23 protein-coding genes are annotated in these 21,751 nt (G+C 68.0%); 9 read left to right on the top strand and 14 right to left on the bottom strand.

What is annotated here, in order from left to right:
* Positions 1-187 precede the first annotated feature (187 nt).
* From rpsB to VF647_13650, 9 genes are all read left to right on the top strand, one after another.
* The gene (gene rpsB / locus VF647_13690; GenBank protein ID HEX8453150.1) at positions 188-1,066 is read left to right on the top strand and encodes a 30S ribosomal protein S2; all 879 of its coding nucleotides are present in this window, start codon (positions 188-190) and stop codon (positions 1,064-1,066) included.
* A 125-nt stretch (positions 1,067-1,191) separates the two neighbouring features.
* The gene (gene tsf, locus VF647_13685; GenBank protein ID HEX8453149.1) at positions 1,192-1,788 is read left to right on the top strand and encodes a translation elongation factor Ts; all 597 of its coding nucleotides are present in this window, start codon (positions 1,192-1,194) and stop codon (positions 1,786-1,788) included.
* Positions 1,785-2,588 (top strand): UMP kinase, encoded by an 804-nt coding sequence (gene pyrH / locus VF647_13680; GenBank protein ID HEX8453148.1) that lies wholly within the window; start codon positions 1,785-1,787, stop codon positions 2,586-2,588. Before tsf ends, pyrH begins: the two co-directional genes overlap by 4 nt.
* An 18-nt stretch (positions 2,589-2,606) precedes the next feature.
* Positions 2,607-3,158 carry a ribosome recycling factor gene (gene frr, locus VF647_13675; GenBank protein HEX8453147.1) on the top strand — a complete coding sequence of 184 codons (552 nt, stop codon included), beginning with the start codon at positions 2,607-2,609 and terminating at the stop codon, positions 3,156-3,158.
* A 439-nt stretch (positions 3,159-3,597) separates the two neighbouring features.
* Positions 3,598-4,344 (top strand): isoprenyl transferase, encoded by a 747-nt coding sequence (locus tag VF647_13670; protein ID HEX8453146.1) that lies wholly within the window; start codon positions 3,598-3,600, stop codon positions 4,342-4,344.
* A gap of 4 nt (positions 4,345-4,348) precedes the next feature.
* The gene (locus VF647_13665) at positions 4,349-5,203 is read left to right on the top strand and encodes a phosphatidate cytidylyltransferase (protein HEX8453145.1); all 855 of its coding nucleotides are present in this window, start codon (positions 4,349-4,351) and stop codon (positions 5,201-5,203) included.
* A 431-nt stretch (positions 5,204-5,634) separates the two neighbouring features.
* Complete coding sequence (gene dxr / locus VF647_13660) at positions 5,635-6,786, top strand: 1-deoxy-D-xylulose-5-phosphate reductoisomerase (GenBank protein HEX8453144.1); 1,152 nt, start codon at positions 5,635-5,637, stop codon at positions 6,784-6,786.
* On the top strand, positions 6,777-8,144 hold the full coding sequence (gene rseP, locus VF647_13655) for an RIP metalloprotease RseP (GenBank protein HEX8453143.1): 1,368 nt from the start codon (positions 6,777-6,779) through the stop codon (positions 8,142-8,144). The genes dxr and rseP overlap by 10 nt, the downstream gene beginning before the upstream one ends.
* Positions 8,145-8,290: 146 nt before the next feature.
* Positions 8,291-8,668 carry a TraR/DksA C4-type zinc finger protein gene (locus VF647_13650; protein HEX8453142.1) on the top strand — a complete coding sequence of 126 codons (378 nt, stop codon included), beginning with the start codon at positions 8,291-8,293 and terminating at the stop codon, positions 8,666-8,668.
* 322 nt (positions 8,669-8,990) lie between these two features.
* On the opposite strand, the gene VF647_13645 is transcribed toward VF647_13650, so the two are convergent.
* The 14 genes from VF647_13645 to VF647_13580 all read right to left on the bottom strand — a co-directional run.
* Positions 8,991-11,144: a M56 family metallopeptidase gene (locus tag VF647_13645; GenBank protein HEX8453141.1), complete on the bottom strand. Its 2,154-nt coding sequence runs from the start codon at positions 11,142-11,144 to the stop codon at positions 8,991-8,993.
* A 1-nt stretch (position 11,145) separates the two neighbouring features.
* The gene (locus VF647_13640) at positions 11,146-11,532 is read right to left on the bottom strand and encodes a BlaI/MecI/CopY family transcriptional regulator (GenBank protein HEX8453140.1); all 387 of its coding nucleotides are present in this window, start codon (positions 11,530-11,532) and stop codon (positions 11,146-11,148) included.
* Between the two features lie 226 nt (positions 11,533-11,758).
* The gene (locus VF647_13635; GenBank protein ID HEX8453139.1) at positions 11,759-12,400 is read right to left on the bottom strand and encodes a DUF4253 domain-containing protein; all 642 of its coding nucleotides are present in this window, start codon (positions 12,398-12,400) and stop codon (positions 11,759-11,761) included.
* 42 nt (positions 12,401-12,442) lie between these two features.
* Positions 12,443-13,060 (bottom strand): class I SAM-dependent methyltransferase, encoded by a 618-nt coding sequence (locus VF647_13630; GenBank protein ID HEX8453138.1) that lies wholly within the window; start codon positions 13,058-13,060, stop codon positions 12,443-12,445.
* A 31-nt stretch (positions 13,061-13,091) separates the two neighbouring features.
* Entirely contained in the window at positions 13,092-13,376 is a 285-nt protein-coding gene (locus VF647_13625; GenBank protein HEX8453137.1) for a hypothetical protein, read from the bottom strand.
* Positions 13,377-13,560: 184 nt separating this feature from the next.
* Positions 13,561-14,241: an isoprenylcysteine carboxylmethyltransferase family protein gene (locus VF647_13620; protein ID HEX8453136.1), complete on the bottom strand. Its 681-nt coding sequence runs from the start codon at positions 14,239-14,241 to the stop codon at positions 13,561-13,563.
* Between the two features lie 13 nt (positions 14,242-14,254).
* Complete coding sequence (locus tag VF647_13615) at positions 14,255-14,644, bottom strand: hypothetical protein (protein HEX8453135.1); 390 nt, start codon at positions 14,642-14,644, stop codon at positions 14,255-14,257.
* 99 nt (positions 14,645-14,743) lie between these two features.
* The gene (locus tag VF647_13610; protein ID HEX8453134.1) at positions 14,744-15,334 is read right to left on the bottom strand and encodes a hypothetical protein; all 591 of its coding nucleotides are present in this window, start codon (positions 15,332-15,334) and stop codon (positions 14,744-14,746) included.
* A gap of 103 nt (positions 15,335-15,437) precedes the next feature.
* Entirely contained in the window at positions 15,438-16,040 is a 603-nt protein-coding gene (locus VF647_13605) for a hypothetical protein (protein HEX8453133.1), read from the bottom strand.
* Positions 16,041-16,472: 432 nt separating this feature from the next.
* A complete protein-coding gene (locus VF647_13600; GenBank protein ID HEX8453132.1) occupies positions 16,473-17,402 on the bottom strand; it encodes a hypothetical protein in 930 nt (309 codons plus the stop codon).
* Positions 17,403-17,461: 59 nt separating this feature from the next.
* Complete coding sequence (locus tag VF647_13595; GenBank protein ID HEX8453131.1) at positions 17,462-17,830, bottom strand: hypothetical protein; 369 nt, start codon at positions 17,828-17,830, stop codon at positions 17,462-17,464.
* Positions 17,831-18,085: a hypothetical protein gene (locus VF647_13590; GenBank protein ID HEX8453130.1), complete on the bottom strand. Its 255-nt coding sequence runs from the start codon at positions 18,083-18,085 to the stop codon at positions 17,831-17,833. It lies immediately after the preceding gene.
* A gap of 1,415 nt (positions 18,086-19,500) precedes the next feature.
* Positions 19,501-19,752, bottom strand: coding sequence for a hypothetical protein (locus tag VF647_13585; protein HEX8453129.1), 252 nt, complete (start codon positions 19,750-19,752; stop codon positions 19,501-19,503).
* A gap of 1,612 nt (positions 19,753-21,364) precedes the next feature.
* On the bottom strand, positions 21,365-21,751 hold a 387-nt coding region (locus VF647_13580; protein ID HEX8453128.1), incomplete at its 5' end, for a hypothetical protein.

The following is a 21,751-nucleotide window of genomic DNA, read 5'->3' as shown; positions in this document are numbered from 1 at the left end:
GCCGGGCTCACGGGCCCGCGCCGGCACCGCGCCGCTTCCTGAACGCCGGCACATCCTGCACACCGCCCGACGCTTGCCCCGGGTGCCGCGCCGTGAAAGGCCGGTCGGGGCGGCGGATGACGGCGGTGGAAGCCCGGGCGCCGAGGGGCGCCGCGGGGACAACCAGATTCGACAGGCAAACGGCAGCATGGCACAGCCCTCCATTCAGGACCTCCTCGAAGCCGGCGTCCACTTCGGGCACCAGACGAGCCGTTGGAACCCGAAGATGCGCAAGTTCATCTTCGCGGAGCGCAACGGGATCTACATCATCGACCTGAAGAAGACGCTCCGGCAGATCGAGCTCGCGCAGGAGCTGGTGCGCAGCATCGTGTCGCGCGGCGAGCGCATCCTCTTCGTCTGCACCAAGAAGCAGCTTCGCCAGGTGATCCAGAGCGAGGCCGAGCGCTCCAACTCGTTCTACGTGACCGAGCGCTGGCTGGGCGGCATGCTCACCAACTTCGCCACGATCAAGAAGCAGATCCGCCGCCTTCGCGAGCTGGAACGCGGGCAGGAGGAGGGCGCCTTCGACTTCTACACGAAGAAGGAGCGCCTGATGCTGGACCGCGAGCGCGAGCGGCTGGAGAAGTACCTGAGCGGCGTCAAGGACATGGCCCGCCTGCCGGGGGCGCTCTTCGTGGTCGACTCCAAGAAGGAGCGCATCGCGGTTCAGGAGGCCAACAAGCTGGGGATCCCGGTGCTGGCCATCGCCGACACCAACGCGGACCCGGACGTGCTCACGGTGCCGATCGCCGGCAACGACGACGCCATCCGCTCGGTCACCGTGATCTCGGCCGCCATGGCCGACGCGGCGCACGAGGCGCGCATGTCGATGCCGGACGAGGCGCGCCGCCGCGCCGACGAGGCCGAGGTGACGTCGTACTCCACCGAGACGGGCGCCGGTGCTCCGGCGGACCGTGGCGACCGCGACGGCCAGAAGCGCCGGCCGCGCCGCAAGCGCCGCGCTACGGGCGGCCCGGGTGCCGGCATGGGCGCCGAGGGCGGGGCCGAGGGCGGCGACGCGGAGTAACACGCGCCGACGGCCGGGTAGTTTCTCGGGGCCACTGGCGCAAAGCGCTCGTGGCCCCGATTTTTGCAGCCGCGCCGGGGGCGCGGCAATGGACTCAACGGACTTACCAGGATACCGAAACGGCTATGAGCTTCACTGCGCAGGACGTAAAGGCGCTCCGCGACCGTACCGGCGCGGGGATGATGGAGTGCAAGACCGCCCTCACCGAGGCCGGCGGCGACCAGGAGAAGGCGATCGACCTGCTGCGCACGCGCGGCGCGGCCAAGGCCGCCAAGCGCGCCGAGCGCGAGGCCACCGAGGGCGCGGTGGGCGCCTACATCCACATGGGCGGCAAGATCGGCGTGATGGTCGAGGTCGGCTGCGAGACGGACTTCGTGGCCCGCAACGACCAGTTCCAGGCGCTGGTGCGCGACATCGCCATGCACATCGCCGCGGCGGCGCCCACCTCCGTGTCGCGCGACCAGATCTCGCCCGAGGTGCTGGAGCGCGAGCGCAACGTGTATCGCGAGCAGATGCGCGAGAGCGGGAAGCCCGAGCACATCTGGGACAAGATCGTGGACGGCAAGGTGGAGAAGTTCTACGCGGAGAGCGTGCTCCTGGAGCAGCCCTTCGTCAAGAACCCGGACGAGACGGTGGGGGAGATGATCACCCGCGTCTCGGGGATCACCGGCGAGAAGATCGAGGTGCGCCGCTTCACCCGCTACCAGCTGGGCGAGCAGTGAGCGCCGCCGGCGAGCTGGGATCGGTCGCCCCCGGCGTGGGGGTGGATGGTCTGAAGTATCGCCGGGTCCTCCTCAAGATCTCCGGCGAGGCCCTCGCCGGAGATCAGAGGTTCGGGATCTCCCCCCCGGTGGTGGATCGCATCACGGAGGAGATCAAGCACGTCCACGACATGGGCGTGGCCCTCGGCCTGGTGATCGGCGGGGGGAACATCGTGCGCGGGACGGCGGCCAGCGCCGAAGGCATGGACCGCGTCAACGCGGACTACATGGGGATGCTGGCCACCATCATCAACGCCCTGGCGATGCAGGACATCCTGGAGCGCAAGGGCGTGCACACGCGCGTGCTGACGGCGATCCGCCTGGAGCAGCTCGCCGAGCCCTACGTGCGCCGCCGCGCCATGCGGCACCTGGAGAAGGGGCGCGTCGTGATCTTTGCCGGCGGCACGGGAAACCCGTACTTCTCCACCGACACCGCGGCGGTGCTGCGCGGCATCGAGATGGAGGCGGACGTCATCATCAAGGCGACCAAGGTGGACGGCATCTACTCGTCCGACCCCAAGAAGAACGCCAACGCCGTCTTCATCCCGGAGATCACCTACCTGGACGCGCTCTCGCGCGAGCTGGGGGTGATGGACGCGGCGGGGCTCTCGCTGTGCAAGGAGAACGACATCCCCATCCTGGTGCTGAACCTGGACAAGCGCCGCGCGGTGGCCGACGCCATCAACGGCGAGAGGATCGGGACCCTGGTCCACTCGAAGGCGCCGGCGCTGGACAGCGAGCCGGAACCCACACCCACCTGAGCCGCGAGTCAGAAGCCAATGCCCAGTCTGGACAAGGCCCGCCAGCGGATGGAGAGCGCGCTGGAAGCGCTGCGCCGCGAGTTCGCCAGCGTGCGCACCGGCAAGGCGTCGCCGGCGCTGCTGGACTCGATCCGCGTGGAGGCGTACGGGAGCAAGGTGCCGCTGAACCAGGTGGGAACGGTTGCGGCGCCCGAGCCGCGCCTCCTCACCATCACGCCCTGGGACAAGAGCCTGCTGAAGGAGATCGACCGCGGGCTGCGCGAGAGCGACCTGGGGCTGAACCCGTCCAACGACGGGAGCATCATCCGCATCCCCATCCCGGCGCTGACGGAGGAGCGCCGCCGCGAGTTCGTGAAGCACCTCCACAAGATCGCGGAGGAGGCCCGCATCGCGGTGCGCCAGGCCCGCAAGGACGCCAACGACGAGGTCAAGGCCGGCCAGAAGAAGGAAGGCCTCTCCGAGGACGACGTCCGCCGCGAGCAGGACAAGGTGCAGAAGCTCACCGACCAGTACATCGGCAAGGTCGAGGAGATCCTGAAGCACAAGGAAGCCGAGGTGATGGAGGTGTGAGGGTGGTGTGGCGAGAGGTTTTGTGAGCGGGGGCGGGCATGCGTGCCCGCCCCCGCTTTTTTAGTGCGTGAGTGCGTGAGTGCGTGAGTGCGCTGTGACACGGCGGGTCGCCCTTCTTGTCATCCTGAGGGAGCCGCCACCCCGACCTCCCCGGTGCTCCCGCGCTTCTGCGGCGACCGAAGGATCTAGCCGGCGAGACAGGAGGCCTGTGGGTGAATCGCAGTCCTCTCGATACGCGCAGTAGATCCTTCGCTCCGCGCCAGAGATTGGAGACGGGGCGAGGACGGAGCCGCGCGTCGCTCAGGATGACAAAATGGGGTGGGCTCGGTCGGGGGGTGCATTCCACGCACTCACGCACTCACGCACTCACGCACTCACGCACTCACGGACTCACGCACTTTTTTTGACAAACCTCTCTCCGGGGTCCATCTTCCCCCGCATGTCCAGCAGCGACCTCCTCCAGCAGATCCGCACCGGCGGAGAGATCCCCCGGCACGTGGCCATCATCATGGATGGCAACGGCAGGTGGGCGAAGCAGCGGAGCCGCCCGCGCACCTTTGGGCACCGCGCCGGAATGCGCGCCGTGCGCGAGGTGGTGGAGGCCGCCGCCGATGCCGGGGTGGAGGTGCTGACGCTGTACGCCTTCTCGCAGGAGAACTGGGGCCGCCCCCCGGCCGAGGTCTCCGCGCTGATGGCGCTTCTGGAGCTGTACGTGCGCCGCGAACGCGAGGACCTGCGCGGCAAGGGCGTGGAGGTGCACATGATCGGCGAGGTGGACCGCCTGTCGCCCCGCACCCGCCGCGCCATGGATTCGCTGGTGGACCACACGGCCGGCGGGCGGCGGCTGCGGCTGAACCTGGCCATCTCGTACGGCTCGCGCACCGAGATCGTGAACGCCGCGCGCCGCCTGGCCGAGCGCGTCCTGGACGGCACGCTCGTCCCCGGCGAGATCGACGAAGGCCTCTTCGCCCAGCAGCTGTACACCGCCAGCGACCCCGACCCCGACCTCCTGATCCGCACCTCCGGCGAGATGAGGATCTCCAACTTCATGCTCTGGCAGCTCGCATACACCGAGATCCACGTGACCCCCGTGCTTTGGCCCGACTTCACGCGCGAGCATCTCTTCGGCGCGATCCGCGACTTCCAGCGCCGGGAGCGCCGCTTCGGGCGCGTGCTGGCGAGCTGACGCCGTGGCGCGCAACGAGACGCTGACCCGCACCCTCGTCGCCGCGGTGCTGATTCCCGTGGCGGTGGGGGCGATGTACCTGGGAGGCTGGGTGCTGGCCGCGCTCCTGGCCGCATCCGCCGCCCTTTCCGCGCTGGAGCTGTTCCGCATGGCCGCGCTGAAGGGCCCCCGCGCGCTCCCCGCACTGGGCGCGGCGGGGGCCGTCGCGCTGGTGGCGGCGGCGGCGCTGTGGCCCGAGCGCGGGCTGGACAACCCGCTCCTCTTTGGCATCGTGGCGGCCACCGCGATCGTGGCGTGCACGGCCGCCATCTGGGCGCGCGGCGTGGCCGGCGAGCCGCTCCTCGCGGTGTCGGTCACGGTGTTCGGCGCGGCGTACACGGCGCTCCTCCTCTTCGCGCTCTTCCTGCGCCACCTGCCAGGCGTTGAGTCGCCGCTGCACGGCATGGTGATCCTGCTGGCGCCGGTGGTGCTCACCTGGATCAACGACAGCTTCGCCTATTTCGGCGGGCGCACGTGGGGGAAGCACAAGCTGATCCCCAAGGTGAGCCCCGGAAAGACGGTGGAGGGCGCCGTCTGCGCGCTGTTCGGCACCCTTATCTCCGCCGTGGGGTATGCATTCCTGCTCGCCCGCTTCCCCTCGTACCGGATGGGGATCGTGGAGGCCGCCGCGTTCGGCGTGCTGATCTCGGTCTCGTCGCAGACGGGTGACCTGGCGGAGTCGCTGTTCAAGCGCGACGTGGGGGTCAAGGACTCGGGCAAGCTCCTCCCCGGCCACGGCGGCGCGCTGGACCGCTTCGACTCGCTCTTCTTCACGCTCCCGATCGGCTACGCGTTCTTTCGGTACGTCGTGGGGGTGTGAGTGGCGCCGCGGGGACATCCAGGGGCGAATGAATTCGCGGCTGGAACCGCGCAAAGTCCGCCTGCGCGGACTCGCGTCGGCGGGATTGTGGTAGGGGCGTGATTCATCACGCCCGTGTCCGCCGCCGCTCCGCCGCATCGCTGGTCGCACCGAAACCTTGTAGGGGCAGACCTACGTGTCTGCCCGTGCCCCGGGATGCGCCGTACCTTGTTCCAGGGGCGAATAAATTCGCGGCTGGAACCGCGCAAAGTCCGCCTGCGCGGACTCGGGCGGACGGGTTCGTGCCACCGCGCGCAGAAACCTGGTAGGGGCAGCCCCGCGTGGCTGCCCGTGCCTGATGACGCGCCGACGCCGGCGAACACGTTTGGCACCAGGCACTCGGCACTTGGCACTTGGCACTACTCGCCACTTCCGTTCTCCAGGACTTCCGTTTGAAGGGCGTTTCCATCCTCGGCGCAACCGGATCGATCGGCCGGAGCGCGCTGGCCGTGCTGGACCAGCACCCGGACCGTTTCCGCGCGGTGGCGCTCACCGCCGGTACGCGCGGCGAGGCGCTGGGTGCGCTGGCGGACCGGTACCGGCCCGATCTGGCCGTCGTGGCGGAGGGCGCGGTGCCTTCGGGCGCGTGCGGCGGCACCCGCTGGCGCACCGGGCGCGAGGCGCTGCTGGAGGCCGCCACCCACCCCGACGCCGACGTGGTGCTCAACGCGCTGGTCGGCGCGGCCGGGCTGGAGCCGACGCTCGCGGCGCTGCGGGCCGGGAAGCGGGTCGCCCTCGCCAACAAGGAGTCGCTGGTGTGCGCCGGGCCGCTGGTGCTGGAGGCCGCGCGCGAGGGCGGGGGAGAGCTGCTCCCCGTGGACAGCGAGCACAGCGCCATCCTCCAGTGCCTCGCCGGAAGCCCGCCCGAGGCGGTGCGGCGGCTGGTGCTGACCGCGTCCGGCGGCCCCTTTCGCTGCTGGACGGCCGAGATGCTCGCCGCCGCCACGCCCGCCGATGCGCTGCGGCATCCCACGTGGGACATGGGATCCAAGGTCACCATCGACTCCGCCACCCTCGCCAACAAGGCGCTGGAGGTGATCGAGGCGCACTTCCTTTTCGGCGTGCCGTACGAGCGCATCGAGGCGGTGGTGCACCCGCAGTCCATCATCCACTCGATGGTGGAGATGGTGGATGGGTCGGTGCTGGCGCAGATGGGGTTCCCCACCATGGAGCTCCCCGTTCTGTACGCGTTGAGCTTTCCGGAGCGTCTGGTGTACGAATGCCGGCGCTTCGACCCCGTGGCCGCCGGCGCGCTGACCTTCGAGGCGCTCGACGAGGAGCGCTTCCCCGCCTTCGCGCTGGGCGCGGCGGCGGGACGGGAGGGCGGCACCGCGCCGGCCGTCTTCAACGCGGCAAACGAGGTGGCGGTGGCGCACTTCCTGGGCGGCGCCCTCGGCTTCCCCGGGATCGCGGAAGCGGTGGGTGAGACGCTGGCGCAGTGGCGCGGCGGCCCCGCCGATTCGCTGGGGGCGGTGCTCCAGGCGGACGCCTGGGCCCGCCGGACGACGGAAACCTTTGTGCGGAACTACGTGCCTTGCTGCTGAACATCGCTGCTTTCCTGGTCGTGATCGGGGTGCTGGTGACCATCCACGAGGCGGGGCACTTCTTCGCCGCCAAGTGGGTCGGAATCCAGGTCCCCCGCTTCTCCATCGGCTTCGGGCCGCGCGTGATCGGCTTCACGCGCGGCGAGACGGAGTACGTGATCTCCGCCATCCCGCTGGGCGGCTACGTCAAGATGGCGGGGATGGAGGACGACGAGGCGCAGTCGCTGCTGGAGGGGGGCGACGAGGGGGTGCCGGTGGACCCCGAGCGCACCTTCGACTCCAAGCCGCTCTGGGCGCGCACGCTGGTGATCTCGGCCGGGGTGATCGTCAACTTCCTCTTCGCGATCCTCGTCTACGGCGCGCTGGCCGCGGCGTACGGCGAGCGCGTCATCCGCATCACAAAGGTTGCGACCCCCGAGCCGGCGACGGCGGTGGGCCCCGCTGCAGAGGCGGCCAAGATCCCCTTCGGTGCACGCGTCGTGTCGGTAGGCGGAAAGCCGGTCAGCTCGTGGGGTGGCATCCGCAGGGGGATCGTGGATGCGGCGCCCGGTCCGCTCCCGGTGCTGCTGGAGGGCGGCCGCACGGTGACGCTGGTGGTGCCGGAGGGACGGACGCAGCGCATGGAGGTGGCGCGCGCCATCGAGCCGCTGATCCCCGCCGTCATCCCCGAGGTCGTGGCCGGCCAGGCCGCCGCGCGCGCGGGGATGAAGGCCGGCGACCGCGTCGTGGCCGTCAACGGCCGCGCCGTGCAGGGGTGGAACGACTTCGTACGCGTGGTGCGCGCCAGCCCCGGGCTCCCGCTCCCCGTGGAGGTCGAGCGCGGCGGACAGCGCGTGCGCATGACGGTCACTCCCGCCGCCGAGCGCGAGGACGATGAGAATGGCAAGTCCATCACCATCGGCCGCATCGGCGCGCGGCCGCCCGAGGTGCCCACCGAGCGCCGCTCGGTTGGCGTGGTCGAGGCGGTGAAGACGGGGTTCACGGACACCTGGGACGGCACCGTGTCGATCCTGGACGCGCTGCGCGACCTGATCACGGGCCGCACCTCCGCGCGCAACATGGGCGGGCTGCTGACCATCGGCCAGGCGTCCGGCCAGACGGCGCGGATGGGGCTGGACGTCTTCCTGGCCTTCCTGGCCTTCTTCTCGATCAACCTCGCCGTCCTCAACCTCCTGCCGATCCCGGTGCTGGACGGCGGCCACCTGATGTTCCTGGGCATCGAGGCGGTGCGCGGCCGCCCCCTCTCGGTGGAGACGCGCATCCGCCTTTCGCAGGTCGGCCTGCTGATCGTGGTGGCGCTGATGCTGTGGGCCAACGGCAACGACGTGGTGCGATGGATCGAGGGGTTGAGGGGATAAACGGCCGGGGGTGTACTGAAACCGCGGGTTTGGTTATTTTTCAGAGTTTCGGACCTCCAGTGCGGTGCGGCCAGGAACGTTGTCTCCGCTCCCCTCCCGCCACATGCGTCCAGCCCAGTTCCCCAACCATCAGCAGTGAGAGCGGCATGGATCGGACACAGCTCGAGCAGATCGAGCGGCTTCTGATGCGCGAGCGGCAGAAGACGCTGAGGTCTCTTGGTCGGTTTCAGGAACAGTCGTCGCGGACGCGCGATTCGGCGGACGCGGACCTGTCCAGCTATTCGTTCCACATGGCGGACCAGGGAACCGACGCGATGGAGCGGGAGAAGTCGTTCCTCTTCGCCAGCAAGGAGGGGCGCTACCTGTACCGCGTGGAGGAGGCGCTTCGCCGCCTGATCAACAACCCCGCGGAGTTCGGCATCTGCCACTCGTGCAAGAAGCCGATCCCTTTCGAGCGCCTCGAAGCGCTCCCCCACGCCCGCTACTGCCTGGACTGCAAGAACCGCGAGGAGCAGGCGGCGTAAGCTGTGGATGGTGACACGCAAAAGGGCGGACCCGCGAGGGTCCGCCCTTTTTTGCTTGGGATTGGCCTCAACCCCTGCCGGGCGAGTGAACTCGCGGCAACAACAGCACAAAGTCCGCCTCCGCGGACTCGGGTCTGATGCCGGTGTGCACGAGCCGGCTTCAGCCGTCTTCCCGTAGTTCCAGCCGGGGGATTTATCCCCCGGCGACCCGCCGCCGCACCGTTCCTAGCACCCGGCGCCGGCCTCGACCCTCCGGAACCTGCGAAGGCAGGTTTCCCGCGGTTGTTGCAGCGGTTTCAACCGCCGGTCCCACCTTCGCCCTTCACCGCAGCTCCGCGCGCAGCCGCTCCAGCGCCTCCGCCACCCGGGCCTCCAGTGCCCGGATGCGCCGGGGGGAGTCCAGCGCGGTGATCTGCCGCTCAATGGCGGCGACGCTCTCGTCCACCCGCAGCGCGGCGATGCGCCGGTTCACGTCGGCGACGCGCGAGTCCAGGTTGAACTGGGCGATCTGGCGCTCGATGGCCTCCACCTGCCGGTCCACGTCCAGCGACGCCATCTCCCTCTCGACGGCGCGGACCCGGCTGTCCACGTCGTAACGGCGGATCTCCTCCTCCAGCTCACGGATCGCCTCCCGGTGCTGGGCGACGCGCCGGCTGATCCGCTCGCTGTCCGCCCCGCTCTGGTCGCGACCCGCGGTGAGGCTGGAGATGGCGCCCTGCTCCGACGAGATCTGCCCCTGCAGTGAGCTCAAGTGTCCCCGGATGGAGGAGATCCTGCCGCTCAGGCTGCTCTCCTCACCACGCAGCGAAGCGATGCGGCCGCGCATGCTGCTCACCTCGCCGTGCAGCGAGGAGATCTCCCCCTGCAGGCTGCTCCGCTGCCCGTGGATGGAGGAGATCTGCCCGCGCAGGCTGCTCTCCTGGCCGCGGAGCTGGCTCAGCTCCCAGGTGGCGTCCAGGAGCGCCAGCAACCGGCTCTGCCATGCCTGCGCCGACGCATCCACGCCGCGCTGGGCACCGTTGACCGCGTACGTCGCCTGGCCGCCCACGATGTTCATCTGCCGCACGTCGCCCCGCTGGTCCGTCTCCAGCACCACGCGGCCCGCGCGGTTCGCCCAAGTGCTCGGGAGCGCATCGTCGTCCCGCAGCCCCTCCGCCCGCGCGCAGATGCGCAGGTCGCCGAAGGAGCGCTGCACGATCACCTCGCTCCCCGCGCGTCCGGACCGCTCGTAGATGGTCGACACCCCGTTGTCGTCACTCATCGACACCGTGCCGCTGAACGTACCGTCCATTCCCCTGGACCAGCACGACTCCTGGCGAGTGACGATGGGAGCGGAGGGCGTCGGGTCGGTCGTCACGGCGCGTACGGGCGCCACCGGATGTGCCGCGACGTTCCGGGCGGGCACGGTGCGCAGGGGCGCGGCTGCAGGGGTGCGTGGCGTCGCGGAGGGTTGGGCAGCCGCGATGCACACGGTGACCGCGGCGGCCGCCACTGTCGGGAGCACTAGCCCGCGCCGTGCGGCGGGACGCGTTGGTGCGTTGAGAATGGCCATGAGTCGAGCCTCCAGGGATGAGCGTCGGACGATGGGGAGCGCCGCGCCCGCCAGCACGGCCGGTGCGGCGTCGGCGAAGTGGAGGAGCGCGCCGGCGTAGGCGGAGGGGCGCACCCCCAGCGCGAGCACGGTCTCGTCGCACGCCTGCTCGCAGGCGGCGGCCGCCTGCCTGGCCGCGATCCAGGCCAGGGGATGGAACCAGTACAGCGTGAGCGCCGCGCGCCCGAGCACCTTGCGAAGCGGATCGCGCCCGGCCAGGTGCGCGATCTCGTGCGCCAGCACCATCGCGCGCAGCTCATCCGGCCACTCCCGCGCGGTGGGCGGGACGAACACCGTGGGGCGCAGAAAACCGCCCGCCATCGGCGTCTGCACCGCGGGCGAGGCGAGGACCCGCACCGTGCGCCGCATCCCCAGCCGCCCCGCGATATCGGACGTCGACTCGCGCCACGCCGCGTCGTCCATCGCCTCCGCGCCCCAGGCTACCCGATGCGCCCGGAGCAGCGCCGTGAGCAGTGCGGCCAGGGCGGCGAGCACGCCCGCCAGCCAGACGACCAGCGCCACGCTGCGAAGAGATGGAAGCGCCCTCGTCGCGACAGGCTCGTCGATGGGTTGGAGGGCGGATGGCGTCGAAGGACCGCGCCGTTCGACCGAGGCGGCGCGGGGTGCCTCGGCGGGCGCGGCCATCGGCGCGGGGCGCTCCGCGGCGACGGCCGGGCGCGGACGCGGTGCGGGGAGCGGGATGCGCAAGCCGGGGAGCGCGAACGCCAGCAGGGGGAGCGCGAGGAGCCCCGCGAACGTCGCGCTCCAGAGCCGATGCCGGTCCGCCGCAGCTCTCCGCCGGAGCAGGAGTCCCGCGGCAAGCGCGGCAAGCAGCAGGGCGCTCGCCTTCAGGAGCAGGAGGACCATCGGAGTCAGGCCGGTCATCTCAGCGTCCCTCCTGCGCGGCGTCGTCGATGAGGCGCTTCAGTCGCTCCCGCTCCTCGTCGTCCAGCTTCCCGCGGCCCACGTCCAGCAGCGTGGCCAGCGCGGACTCGAGCGACCCGCCGAAGAAGGTGCGCAACAGGTGCTGCACCTCGGAGCGGCGGGCGGTCTCGCGGGCGACTACGGGAAAGTAGTCGTAGCGCGGACCATCCTGCTGGATGCGCAGGTGGCCCTTGTTCACCAGCACGCGCAGCACGGTGCGCACGCCCGCGTCGGTGGGCGGATCGGCCATCGCCGCGCGCACCTCCGCCGCGGTCGCGTGGCCGCGGGCGTAGACGATGTCCAGGATCTCTTTTTCGCGCTTGGTCAGCGCGGGTCGGTTCTGTGCCATGAAGCCAGTGTACACGCGCGGTGTGTAAAAAGCAACAGTATGTGTAAAAATCCACGTCCAGTGGCAAGCCGGTCCGATCACCACCTCACCGGAGGCCAGGTGGTACGTCCGTACAAAGTAGATTGGTGAAGATGGGATTTGGTTGGAGGGCTGACTTGCCGCGCCTGTTTTCAGCCGTTACGAGCGCGAGGGGTGCCTCACCGGCGCCTACGCCGAGACGTCGGCTCTAATCCCACCACAGATAGATGGTGCGGGAGCGCCTCATCTCGGCGGCGAGTGCCGCCACGGTGAGGGTGCCCTGCTCCACGACGTCGGGACAGAACTTGAAGACCTCACGCGCCAGGCCCATCCAGTCCGCGGGCACCCGTCGCAGCTCCACCTCCACCCAGTCGAACCCCGCGCCCACGAGGGTCAGGCCGTAGCGGCGGTCCCATTGGCGGAGGCGGGTGATGATGCTGTCCGTGTGGATGTCGTAGTTCGTGCCGTTCGTTCCCATCGTACGGAGCGCATCGTAGCGGTCGGAGCTTCGGAGCACCGCTACCCGGTCAGAACCGTGTCCGAAGTTCTGCTCGGACCTGAAGACCACGTGCGCTCCACCGAGGGCGGTCTGCAACGTCCGCACGGCCTCCTTCACACGGCTCTCCGGCACCGCGGCGGTCACTCCAGCCACGGGCCTTCCGCTCACATCCTGGAGGCGGCGGAGGTCTGAACCGTGGCGGAACAGCACCTTCACGGTCGAGTCCGCGAATCCGGCCTGTCGCGCCAGTTCCAGATCCTTCGGTTCGAGCGTCTGCGCCTGCGCGCACCCGCTCGAAAGCATGGCGAGGAGCCCGCACGTCGCAGCGAGCCGCGAGTAGAAAAGAGACATCGGAAGCGCAGCGTAGAGAGTTGGGGACAAGAATCCAGGTGTCTATCTCGTCGAGCGGACCGGCCTCGCCAGGGCGATGCACGTGATCCGGCTGCCGTGGCGCGACAGCGTGGTAAATTCCTCGAGACGCAGCCCCGCGGCATCGAGCTGCGCCCTGAAGTCGTCCTCGTAGGTCACCCGGCCGAAGTCGATGCTGGTGACCCTCTTCAGCATGGGCTTGAGGACCTCCATCCAGCGCGCCGGCTGTTTCTGGATCGTCTGCGTGAAGAAGATCGAACCACCCGCCTTCAACAGCGTGCAGCAATGCCGCAACGCCTGCTCGGGCTCAGCCAGGAGCATGAAGCTGCCGGAGAAATACACGGCATCGTACGGCCCGCCCCGATGATCGTAGACGGATTCCAGGCGCACCTCCGCAACTCCGGCCAGCGAGGAGTCTCCCAGCCTGCGCCGCGCGCGGTCCACGTAGTCCGCATCCACGTCGATGCCGACGATGCGCAGGCGCTTCCGCATCACCGCATCTGCGTTGGCTAGCAGCGCGCCGGCCGTGCCAATGCCCACATCGAGCAGCGCGGCGCCCTCGGGCACGCGCGCCAGCACCTCGGCGTACCACCGCGAGGTGAGCCGGAGGATCAGGAGGTCGTAGATGAAGCTGCGGATCATGCGCTCCAGCGGAACGGTGGCTCGGGCGATCTCACTCCTGCCCGGCTCTGCTCCAGCGTCCGTCGGGGCCGCGCTGAAACACGAAGTTGTAGCCCTGGCCGCGAGAGACGAGCCCGCCAGAAGGAGGAGAGTTCGCGCTCAGGATGGCGCCGTTCAACCGCGCGTTCTCCACATCGATGCGGAACCCCGTCCAGATTTCGTCGGCCTCACGCGCCAGCGCGAGCGTATCGCTCATGGGCACGTCGCTGATGTACCGCAGCATCAGCGCCGGACCGGATTGGGGAAAGTTGATCTGCCCCACACCCAGCGTTTTCACCTGCTTTCCCGAAGGGAGGGTTACGACCCGGTACTGGGGAGGCGGGGCTTCTTTCCCGCACGCGCTCGCGAGCAGCACGGACCCCGCAAGGCAAATCAGACGGATTCGTCGCGTCATCGTTGGAGAGATCTTAGGGATCGGTATCCGGCTCTCAGCTTATCACCCTGACCGCCGACGCGCCTGCCTACCAGACGCCAGGGATCAGTCGATGCCGCACACGTAGCGTGTACTCGTGGTATCCCGGCAATTCACGTCGCAGGAAGCGCTCCTCCGAGTGGAGCCGGACGACCAGGAACGCCATTGGAACGACCGCGAACAACACGGCGACGAACGATCCCAGCCACAAGCCGGCGCCGACCATGATCAGCGGATCGGCGGCGTAGAACGGATGCCGGACGACCCGGTAGACCCCTGAATCCACGACGGCGTGCGCACGCTCGCGCTGCAGGCGCACGGCGGCCGTGGCGAAGGCGTTCGCGTGGAGTGCCAGGCTCTTGAGGCTCCATCCCACCGCGAACAGGGCGATGCCTAGATACCCGAGCAGCGGCGCGGGGCGGGGCAGCGCATGCCAGCGGAACGCATCGAGTGCGGCAACCACGGGCACTCCCAGCAACCCCGTCGACAGCACCGCGAACAGCAGCAGCCGATCGGTCCAGGACTGATCGGCGTGGATCGGAAGCTTCGCACGGTCACGAAGCAGGGCGGGGTTCACGCGGTAAACCGCGCCGGCGCCCGCAGTCCTGACGACCAGCAGCACCGCCAGCAGCACCCAGCCACGCCCCCACGCGAGCGTCCCGGCCGCCGAGAACAGGAGCACTCCCACCAGCACCGCGTCGGCGACGAGCCGGGCTATGACGCTGAGCATCGTATGAGAACCGTTACCGGCTGTCGTCGTAGGGAAGCTCTGCCGCATCCACGCCAACGAAGTCGGGCTCCGGATCCGAGGCAAGCTGCACGGCCGAGATACTACTCCTGCCCTCCAGGTAAGCCTTCGCGACGCGATGCATCCCATCCATCACGCGACCGTCCGCACCCAGGATGATCGGATACGCGAGATCAGCCTCCGCAATCAGCCGGGCATGGTCCGCGACGGCCCGACAGGTGGCTTCTTCACTCCCGCCTCCGAACCAGAAGGGCTCGTCGAGCTCACGAATCGCTTCGAGCGGCACCTCCACCCGCGGAGAATCGGCGGTCAGCTCGATCAGCCGATCGACGTCCCATGCGAGAAGACCGTGAGGAGAGGGACGCAGGTGATATTGCTTGCGCATCGATCGGTTTAGGGCAGAGGCCTGACGACACAAGAATCAAGAGCCCGGGGCCTGGTGTCCGCCGCAAAGCCCTGGTTCGGCGGCAGGGCCGCTGGTGGTCTACTCTGGAAACGGTTCCCGGCCGCAAGCAGCCTGCTGCTCCGGGTTTTTGGCGGCCGCGATGCGAGCCTCTACTTGCCGGAGAAGCGCGATGGTCGGCTGGCGATGGACTTTCTCACGAGCAGCGGCTAATGACTCCTGTGCAGCTACCGGGTCACCCGCGGCCGAGGAAACCTCGGCCAGGTGAAGATGTGCGATGCCCACCATGTTCGCAGTCCGCAGTGGCCCGCGTAGCGCTGCGCGAAAGTGCTCGATCGCCCGGAAGTAGTCGTGGCGATCTTGCGCATCTACCCCCGTCAAGAACTCAAAGTATGCGCGGTCCTGGGCTCGGAGGCGATCTGGAGCCCTCACCTCGGCCAGCAACTGCCGCATCCGCGTGAGATCTCCGGCGGAGTACGCATGGAACGCGAGCACCATCGGCCCAGAGCGTTGCTTGCCCCAATAGAGTAGCGGGGGCACGGCGAACAAGAGCCAGCCACCGGTAGAGCCAGCTCGGATCAGCAGGACGCCCAACACAAACGCGATTATCGACGCCGTGAGCCGTGTGCGTGCGCTGTACATCGCTTGCAGAAGTGAGCCGCCGAACGCCACGGTTCAGCGTCGGGCCGTAAGTGTGGAAGATCCAGCAGGTTACGGGAGCTGGCGCGGCCCGCCCGCTGCAACCACCTGTCGGGCAGCACTGCCGGGCCGCGACTCACATGCGATACTCGAAGCCCCGCCACTCCGACGCTCGGCTCGCAATCCCGCGCGCGTTGATCGCGCGTACCCGCCAGCGCCCTGGGCTGGCCCCGATGAAATCAAATGTACCGCTTGGCTCCATGAACCGTTGCCGAAGATGGGCTCCGGCCACGGGTACCCATCCGCGCCACGAACTGACGGTGCGCCCCTGGCGTGATTCTTCGATCGTGGTCATGACTTCCACGTCGAGCAAGTAGTGCATCGCGCCGGGCACCGGCTCCCAGGACACCGAGGTCCGGCGTGGGAAGACGTCGAACGTCGCCCCATCTTCGGGGCTGACCGGCCGAGGGACGCGCTTCTGGAAATCGCGGTCATCGGGGGTAGCACCTTCAGCCAACACCGCGGGCGCGACGCTGTCGACGAATGCGTGAAATTGGTCCCTGCTGATGTACGCTGGGTGGTACGACATGTACCGAATTTGGAGGAGGCAAGCGCTCGCCTCCAGTTCCTCGAACGTGTCTGCATCCGGCAAGGCTGCGCGGACACCTCGAGCCTTTTCGGCTACGCTCGCCTGAGCGCGGATCAGGGTAGAGAGCCGGACGGCTGCGGAGTCGGTCAAGGCCGCGGGTGCGCCCCGGCAGTACGCGTCAGGCTCAACTACGAAACTATGAACGGCATCACTGTTCGAGGACGCGCCAGCACAGCCGCACAAAAGCGCAAGCACGCTGTAACGGAAACGGGCAAAGTGAGCCATCAAGCCATGTAGCTTATAGGATTTGGAAGTCGCCCGACGACACAAGGGTCAGGGGTGCGGGGCCGGCGCGCAAGACTGTCGTCAGGCCGAAATCATGGACGGTCCCGCATCCCCTGCAGCCGACGTTGGTTGACGCGGGTCGAACGCATCATACGCCTTCAGGACGGCTTCCTCTTCCGTTGCGCCGGTTACTTCCGTTGCAGCACCGACGTTCTGAATACTGGCTTCGTACCAGCGAGCTGTGTACCACCGCGTATCGTGGAGCGTGCCGCGACGCGAGTCGAACGCCAGGCGGTCTCAATGACGGCAGCTGTCGCCGTACCCCTGGTACGGCTGGTACATGCCATCGCGGGACACCAGAACGTAAAGGACTTCAGGAGTGCCTTGCGTTCCCGCCTCGCGATAGGCGGGAACCTCGCCGCGGAAGCCGACCCGTTCGAGCTCGGAATCGGAGAGCGCTCTCGGCAGACCGTACTTGTGATAGCGTCGCCCCGCACTCACGATCGGTGCGTCGCCGGTGTACCACGGTGCCTGGCCGGCATAGCGGACGCCTTCGAGCCCACGCTCCGGGCGAGGGTGAGCGGTGACCGGGTTTAAAATCGGCCCGGCGGACGTTTGCGGCTCCTGGTACGCTCCCTCCTCACCGAACTCCGCGATGACCCAGCGGTCGTCCTCTCGCACCCATTCAACGTACCACCACGGTCCTCTGGGTGGTCCGGGGTTGTCGATCCGCTCCCGCCAGCTGTGGTGCCGGGTTCCACTCCGTAGCGCGAACCGCCGTCCGCGCTGCGTCCAGTGCGGGTACGCAGCGAGCGCCCGGGCGAGACTGCTGACCAGGCGATAAGCCTCGGGCGAGTTCCCCTCCACGAACGCGTCACACACCGGTCCCTCCGGCCCGATCGCGGCGAGCGTCTCGGTCGCGGGAAAGCGCCAGATCTCGCGGACGGGCCGGCCGGAGGGCGCGTCCGTGGCGAACTGGACCCAGCTCCAGTCCGCACGCCGCGGGAAGAATTCCGCGATCCGGCGCACCGATGAATCCTCCACGACGGCGCGCCGGAAGTCCCGCATTCGAGTCCTCAGCGCCTCCTGCCCCTCCGCCCCGGCACCTTGCGCGAGCGATGGCCTGGAAGCGGCCAGCGCGGCAACTCCCCACAAAGTCAGCACGAGGTGGCGAACCGTCATCGATATCTCCGAGGCATAGCGATTTTCGGCGGGGTTCAGGGGCATGGGATCCGTCTCCCGGCGGCGTCGGCTGCAACGGTTGGCTCGCCGGCGGTGGAACGAGCTCAAGGGAGAGGACATGGCGGACGGGCGGTATCCAGCGCGGTCTCCGACCCGTCGACGGACGCGAAGGCAGCCCTCTCGGCGTCGGAGAGGTCGGAACGGTGGATGGCGAGATGATTCAGGATCTTACAGGTGCTCAGGCGGTTGGCCTCACCCATCGGCACCCACAGCGGTCGCAGCTGTTCGAGGGTGCGCAGCGCTGGGGCCGTCCATCCCTCGATCGCGACGACCTGGGCTCGGTAGAATGACTGGTCCGCCGCGGTGTAGCTCCCGCGCAGAACCCAGGCAAGCATTTCCCTGGCGCTGGCGATGGCCGCACCGCCGTCGTTGAGCAGGTGGCAGAGCCGCGCTTGCAGGACGCGCCACCACACCTAGTTCTCCGGCCGCAGGTCTGGCCGACGATCGCGAGCGCTCTGTCGATGGCTGCGCGGCCGCGCTCCAGCTCGACCACCTTCCAGCGCGACAGGCGCGCGTACCAGCGCGAGAGCGTGTGCATACTCGAGACTCGTGTCGCCGTACTCCCTTTCGAGCTCGGACGCCCACGCGTCGATGGCCTCCCAGGTGAGGTCGGCGGGGTTCGCGTCGAGCGCCCCGTAGCGCTCCGCGATCTCGGGCTTCACGGGCATCGATACCTCGGGTTCGGGGATGATCGCCCCACCAATGCTCAGCCCGGCACGCGCGGAATGGACCGCCCCTTCGCCCCGCAGGCCACCGAACGGCCAAGCTCAGGCGCGTGCGGCCACTGGTGATCTACCCTGGAGCGATGCCCGGCCGCACGTCGCCTGCAGCGCCTGGTCCCGGGGCGGAAGCCCGGAACGCATGGTTGAACATGAGTAGGAGCCCGCAGGAGAGAACAGCATCTGTGGCGAGGGATGAACTCACCTGCGTACAGGAGCAACGCACCCAGTGCCTCAGGCACCCGCGGCCCAACACCCGGCAGACTCACGACAAGCAGGGTCGCCCACACCACAACTACAAGGCAGGATACCGCGCCCCAGACTCGACGCGTTGTCGCTCGTCGCTCTGGAACCGCGTGGATGCGGTGGCCGACCCACAGCGACGCCGGGAACACGACGAGCACATGGGCTCCGCTGACGAGCAGTGCACTCAGGAATCCGAGTATCTCAGCGGAGCAGACCAGACCGGGTGTGTCTAGATCGAGGCCCGTGATGCAAGCGGCTTCCCCACCCCCGTGGTGCCACGCTGCGACCAGCGCGACCCAGGAGACGACCGGCGGCACGACCAGCAATGCCGCGATCCTGGCGAATCGAAGTAGCGACGAACGCGGGAATCTGCTCATCTTCGGGCCGGATCATCGTCACGGTGAGCTGCCGAACGCCAAGTTCAGCTGCAGCCAGCTGAACGCGAACCTCCCCCGCACCGTCACTCCGGCTGGCTATCAGCTGCAACGACTGGTTCGGGGCTGGGGGTCAGAACACTCCGCCGCAGTCCCAGTCACGCTGTGAAGGCTGGAACGAGCAGGTGTTGCTACCGGGTCCGTAGTAGCGGAAGGTCAGCGTGTAGGTACTTGAATCCGCCTGGTACCCGAAGGGCCCATCCTCAGGAGCCTGTTCCGCCGCCCGTGGCACCCGAGGAAGGTAGTGCGGAACCAGGGCGTTTAGGGACGAGGGGTACTTCCCCTCGCTACGGCGATATCGCTCCAGCGCACTGATGATTGGGGCTGCCCGCTTGTAGCCATTCTCCGCATCGATTCCGCGACCGGGTGGAGGTGCACAGGTTGCGAGCCACAAAGAGACTGGAGTGATGGTTACGAGCACCGTCAGTCCAGCAGGAAGTGACGTGCGTGCACGTCCAAGTCGTCGAACCAGCCAAGCTGCAGCGAACGGAGCAGCGAGCGGCAGTAGTAGTAGCAAGGGCTTCGCTCCATCGACCAACATCCAGAGCGTGCGCATACGCCGTCATCAAGAGAGTAGCCGCCGAACGTTCAAGGCTCACGCGCGTGCGTGCGCAGAGAACGTGAGTGAGTCAGGTGCCAGACCGCACGTCGCGTGCAGCCGCTAGTTCGGCGGCGGGTGACTGATCAGAACCCGCCGCGATGAACGATACCGGAGTGGACAGCGCCTGTCCCCCGATCAACGGTGACGGCGAACAGGCGCGGCCGACCTTGGATTTCCACCTCGATGTGGCGTTGGCGCGTGACCAGACCACTCTCAGGATCCTCCATGTCCAAGTCGTAGACGTGGCCGCTCTCGATCCGCGCGGTGTCTTCCGGTGCGATATGTGGCTCGGCCACAGGCATACGGGCGAGCTCACGTCGCGCTAGCAGCAGCATTTCGCACCGTGAGGCGGCCGAAATCGTGTCGTTCGGCCATCCCGACGGAGCTGAAAGCGGGATTGCACACGCAGCGGAACGAGCAGCAGTGGCGTCTACACGCCCACTCGCCGGTTCAGCAGCGGATCCGCAGGCCGAGACAAGGAGCGTAAGGCCGCTCAGGGGCAGCAAGCGCATTTTCGAGCAGAAGGTAAGCCGCCGAACTACTCTCTAAGTAGACAGAATTCCGGACATGCACGCAAGCCATGCATGCGCCATCCTCCGCCCGTTCGATGAGTTTAAGCATGAGCGTACCCGTTGTTATCCGGAATCGCCGGATTCCAGATAACACCGGTACCCCTGATCTGCTAGTTGTCCTAAACGCTTGCGGTGCAAGCCGCTCCGCCCTCAGGAAGCGGCCCATTTCCAGGTGTACGCCGGGCGTCGCCAGATAATGCGCGTATACTGCGCGTTATCAGGCGAGCGCTCGCACTCCCGCGGTTCAGAACAGCGTCGTCTGCGCGGGAAGGCGCGCGGTGCGGCGCTGGGAGACGTCGATGGGGTCGAGGGGGCGGTGCTGGGTGGCGACGACGAGGGTGCGGGGCGCCGGGCCGCGCCGCCATCAGAATCGCTCGGAATGCTTCGTCCGGCGTCCGCTGCAACCGTCTGTTCGGCGGCGGGTAGGGGTCCCCATCCGTTCGTTCGGCGCTACGGCGAAGGCCAGATCACCCAGGTTCCGCCAGTCTCTTGTACGAGGCGCACGCGCGAGCGGCGAAACGTGCTGGCGTGTCCGTCTTCAGGCTCATTCTTCGTCAGCTCTACTGCGGCATCGCTGGTCCATACAGGGTCAGACGCACCCCAGCCACGCAGGACCGTATTCGCCGGTCTCGAGTTCCCACTCCCGCACAAGGCTATCACGGGTCACGCGCCACACCTGGAGGAGGTTAGGTTGGTAACCTGCCTCGTAATCCATCGACGCAACCAGGATGCGCCTTCCTCCCGGGGAGATCACAGGCATGTCCGGAAGCGCGGTTCTGTGCCCGGTCGAGGAGTTGATGAGCAGATAGTCGCGTCCCTCGTAGTAGGTACGCTCAACGAGGTGATAACCCAGCTGCCGAACCGGACCCAAGTCTTTGTGGCAAACATAAGCGTCACCTTCTGTAACGTCATTCTCGAGGGACACTGTGCTCCCCCCGGCAAGCCGGATCAGCGTGGGTGTGCCCGGCCGAGCAGCACCGGGTGCGGGGACACACGCCACAGCGGCTTGATCTCGAGGCCGGGGCGGGAGAAACCCGCAACCTGCACACGAGAGCAGCACCGCAGCAGCTACGCCGAAACAGGCAATTCTCATTGGGCAGATTCGATGGTCAGGCACGCCGCCGAACGACGCAAGGGTCAGGGGTGCGGGGCCGGGAGCCGACACGGATAGAAGGTGGACCGAGGGGCACCCGGGCCCCGGCACCTGAGGGGAAGCGGCTCGCAATGTGGCGGCGCAAAGTAGGCTGAACGGCGCGGATACACTGTAAACTGCCCCTGGTCTTTTACTGCTCAGCGATCGAGAGACTTGACAACGGCGGCCTCATAGAAGGCCGCGGTGAGGCTGGAAGCTCGGTAGTGACCTGAAACTCCGCCGTCAGGTTTCAACGACTTGGATAGGCTCGCGACCATTCCCGGGCAAGATTCCAGCGTCTCGCGCTAATTGCAAGTAACCGTAAGGAGCACCCTGAACCAGCTTCTCGCCCTGCTTCATCACCGAGATAAGACCTGTACCGATTGCGACGGATGCACCAACGGCCACGCCAGCGACCAGGGCCGAGAGCGGTATGCTGTTTAGATCCTTCGCCGTCGCGCCAGCTGCCGCGACGGAGGCGATTAGCGAGGCGAGCCACGGCGACTTCATTTCCACGACCTCCCTGACAAGGCCACTCACACTGGTTAGGCGGTCAGCCCTCATCGCGCGCTGTAGATCAGCGACGCTAACTTCGATGCCACGTTCCGCGTCTGCGACGAGAGCTCTCAG

Origin of the sequence: Longimicrobium sp., from assembly GCA_036387335.1 — a bacterium.
Classification (GTDB): Bacteria; Gemmatimonadota; Gemmatimonadetes; order Longimicrobiales; family Longimicrobiaceae; genus Longimicrobium.
Note: the sequence above shows the minus strand (reverse complement) of the source record. Positions and strands in the feature narration are given on the sequence as shown.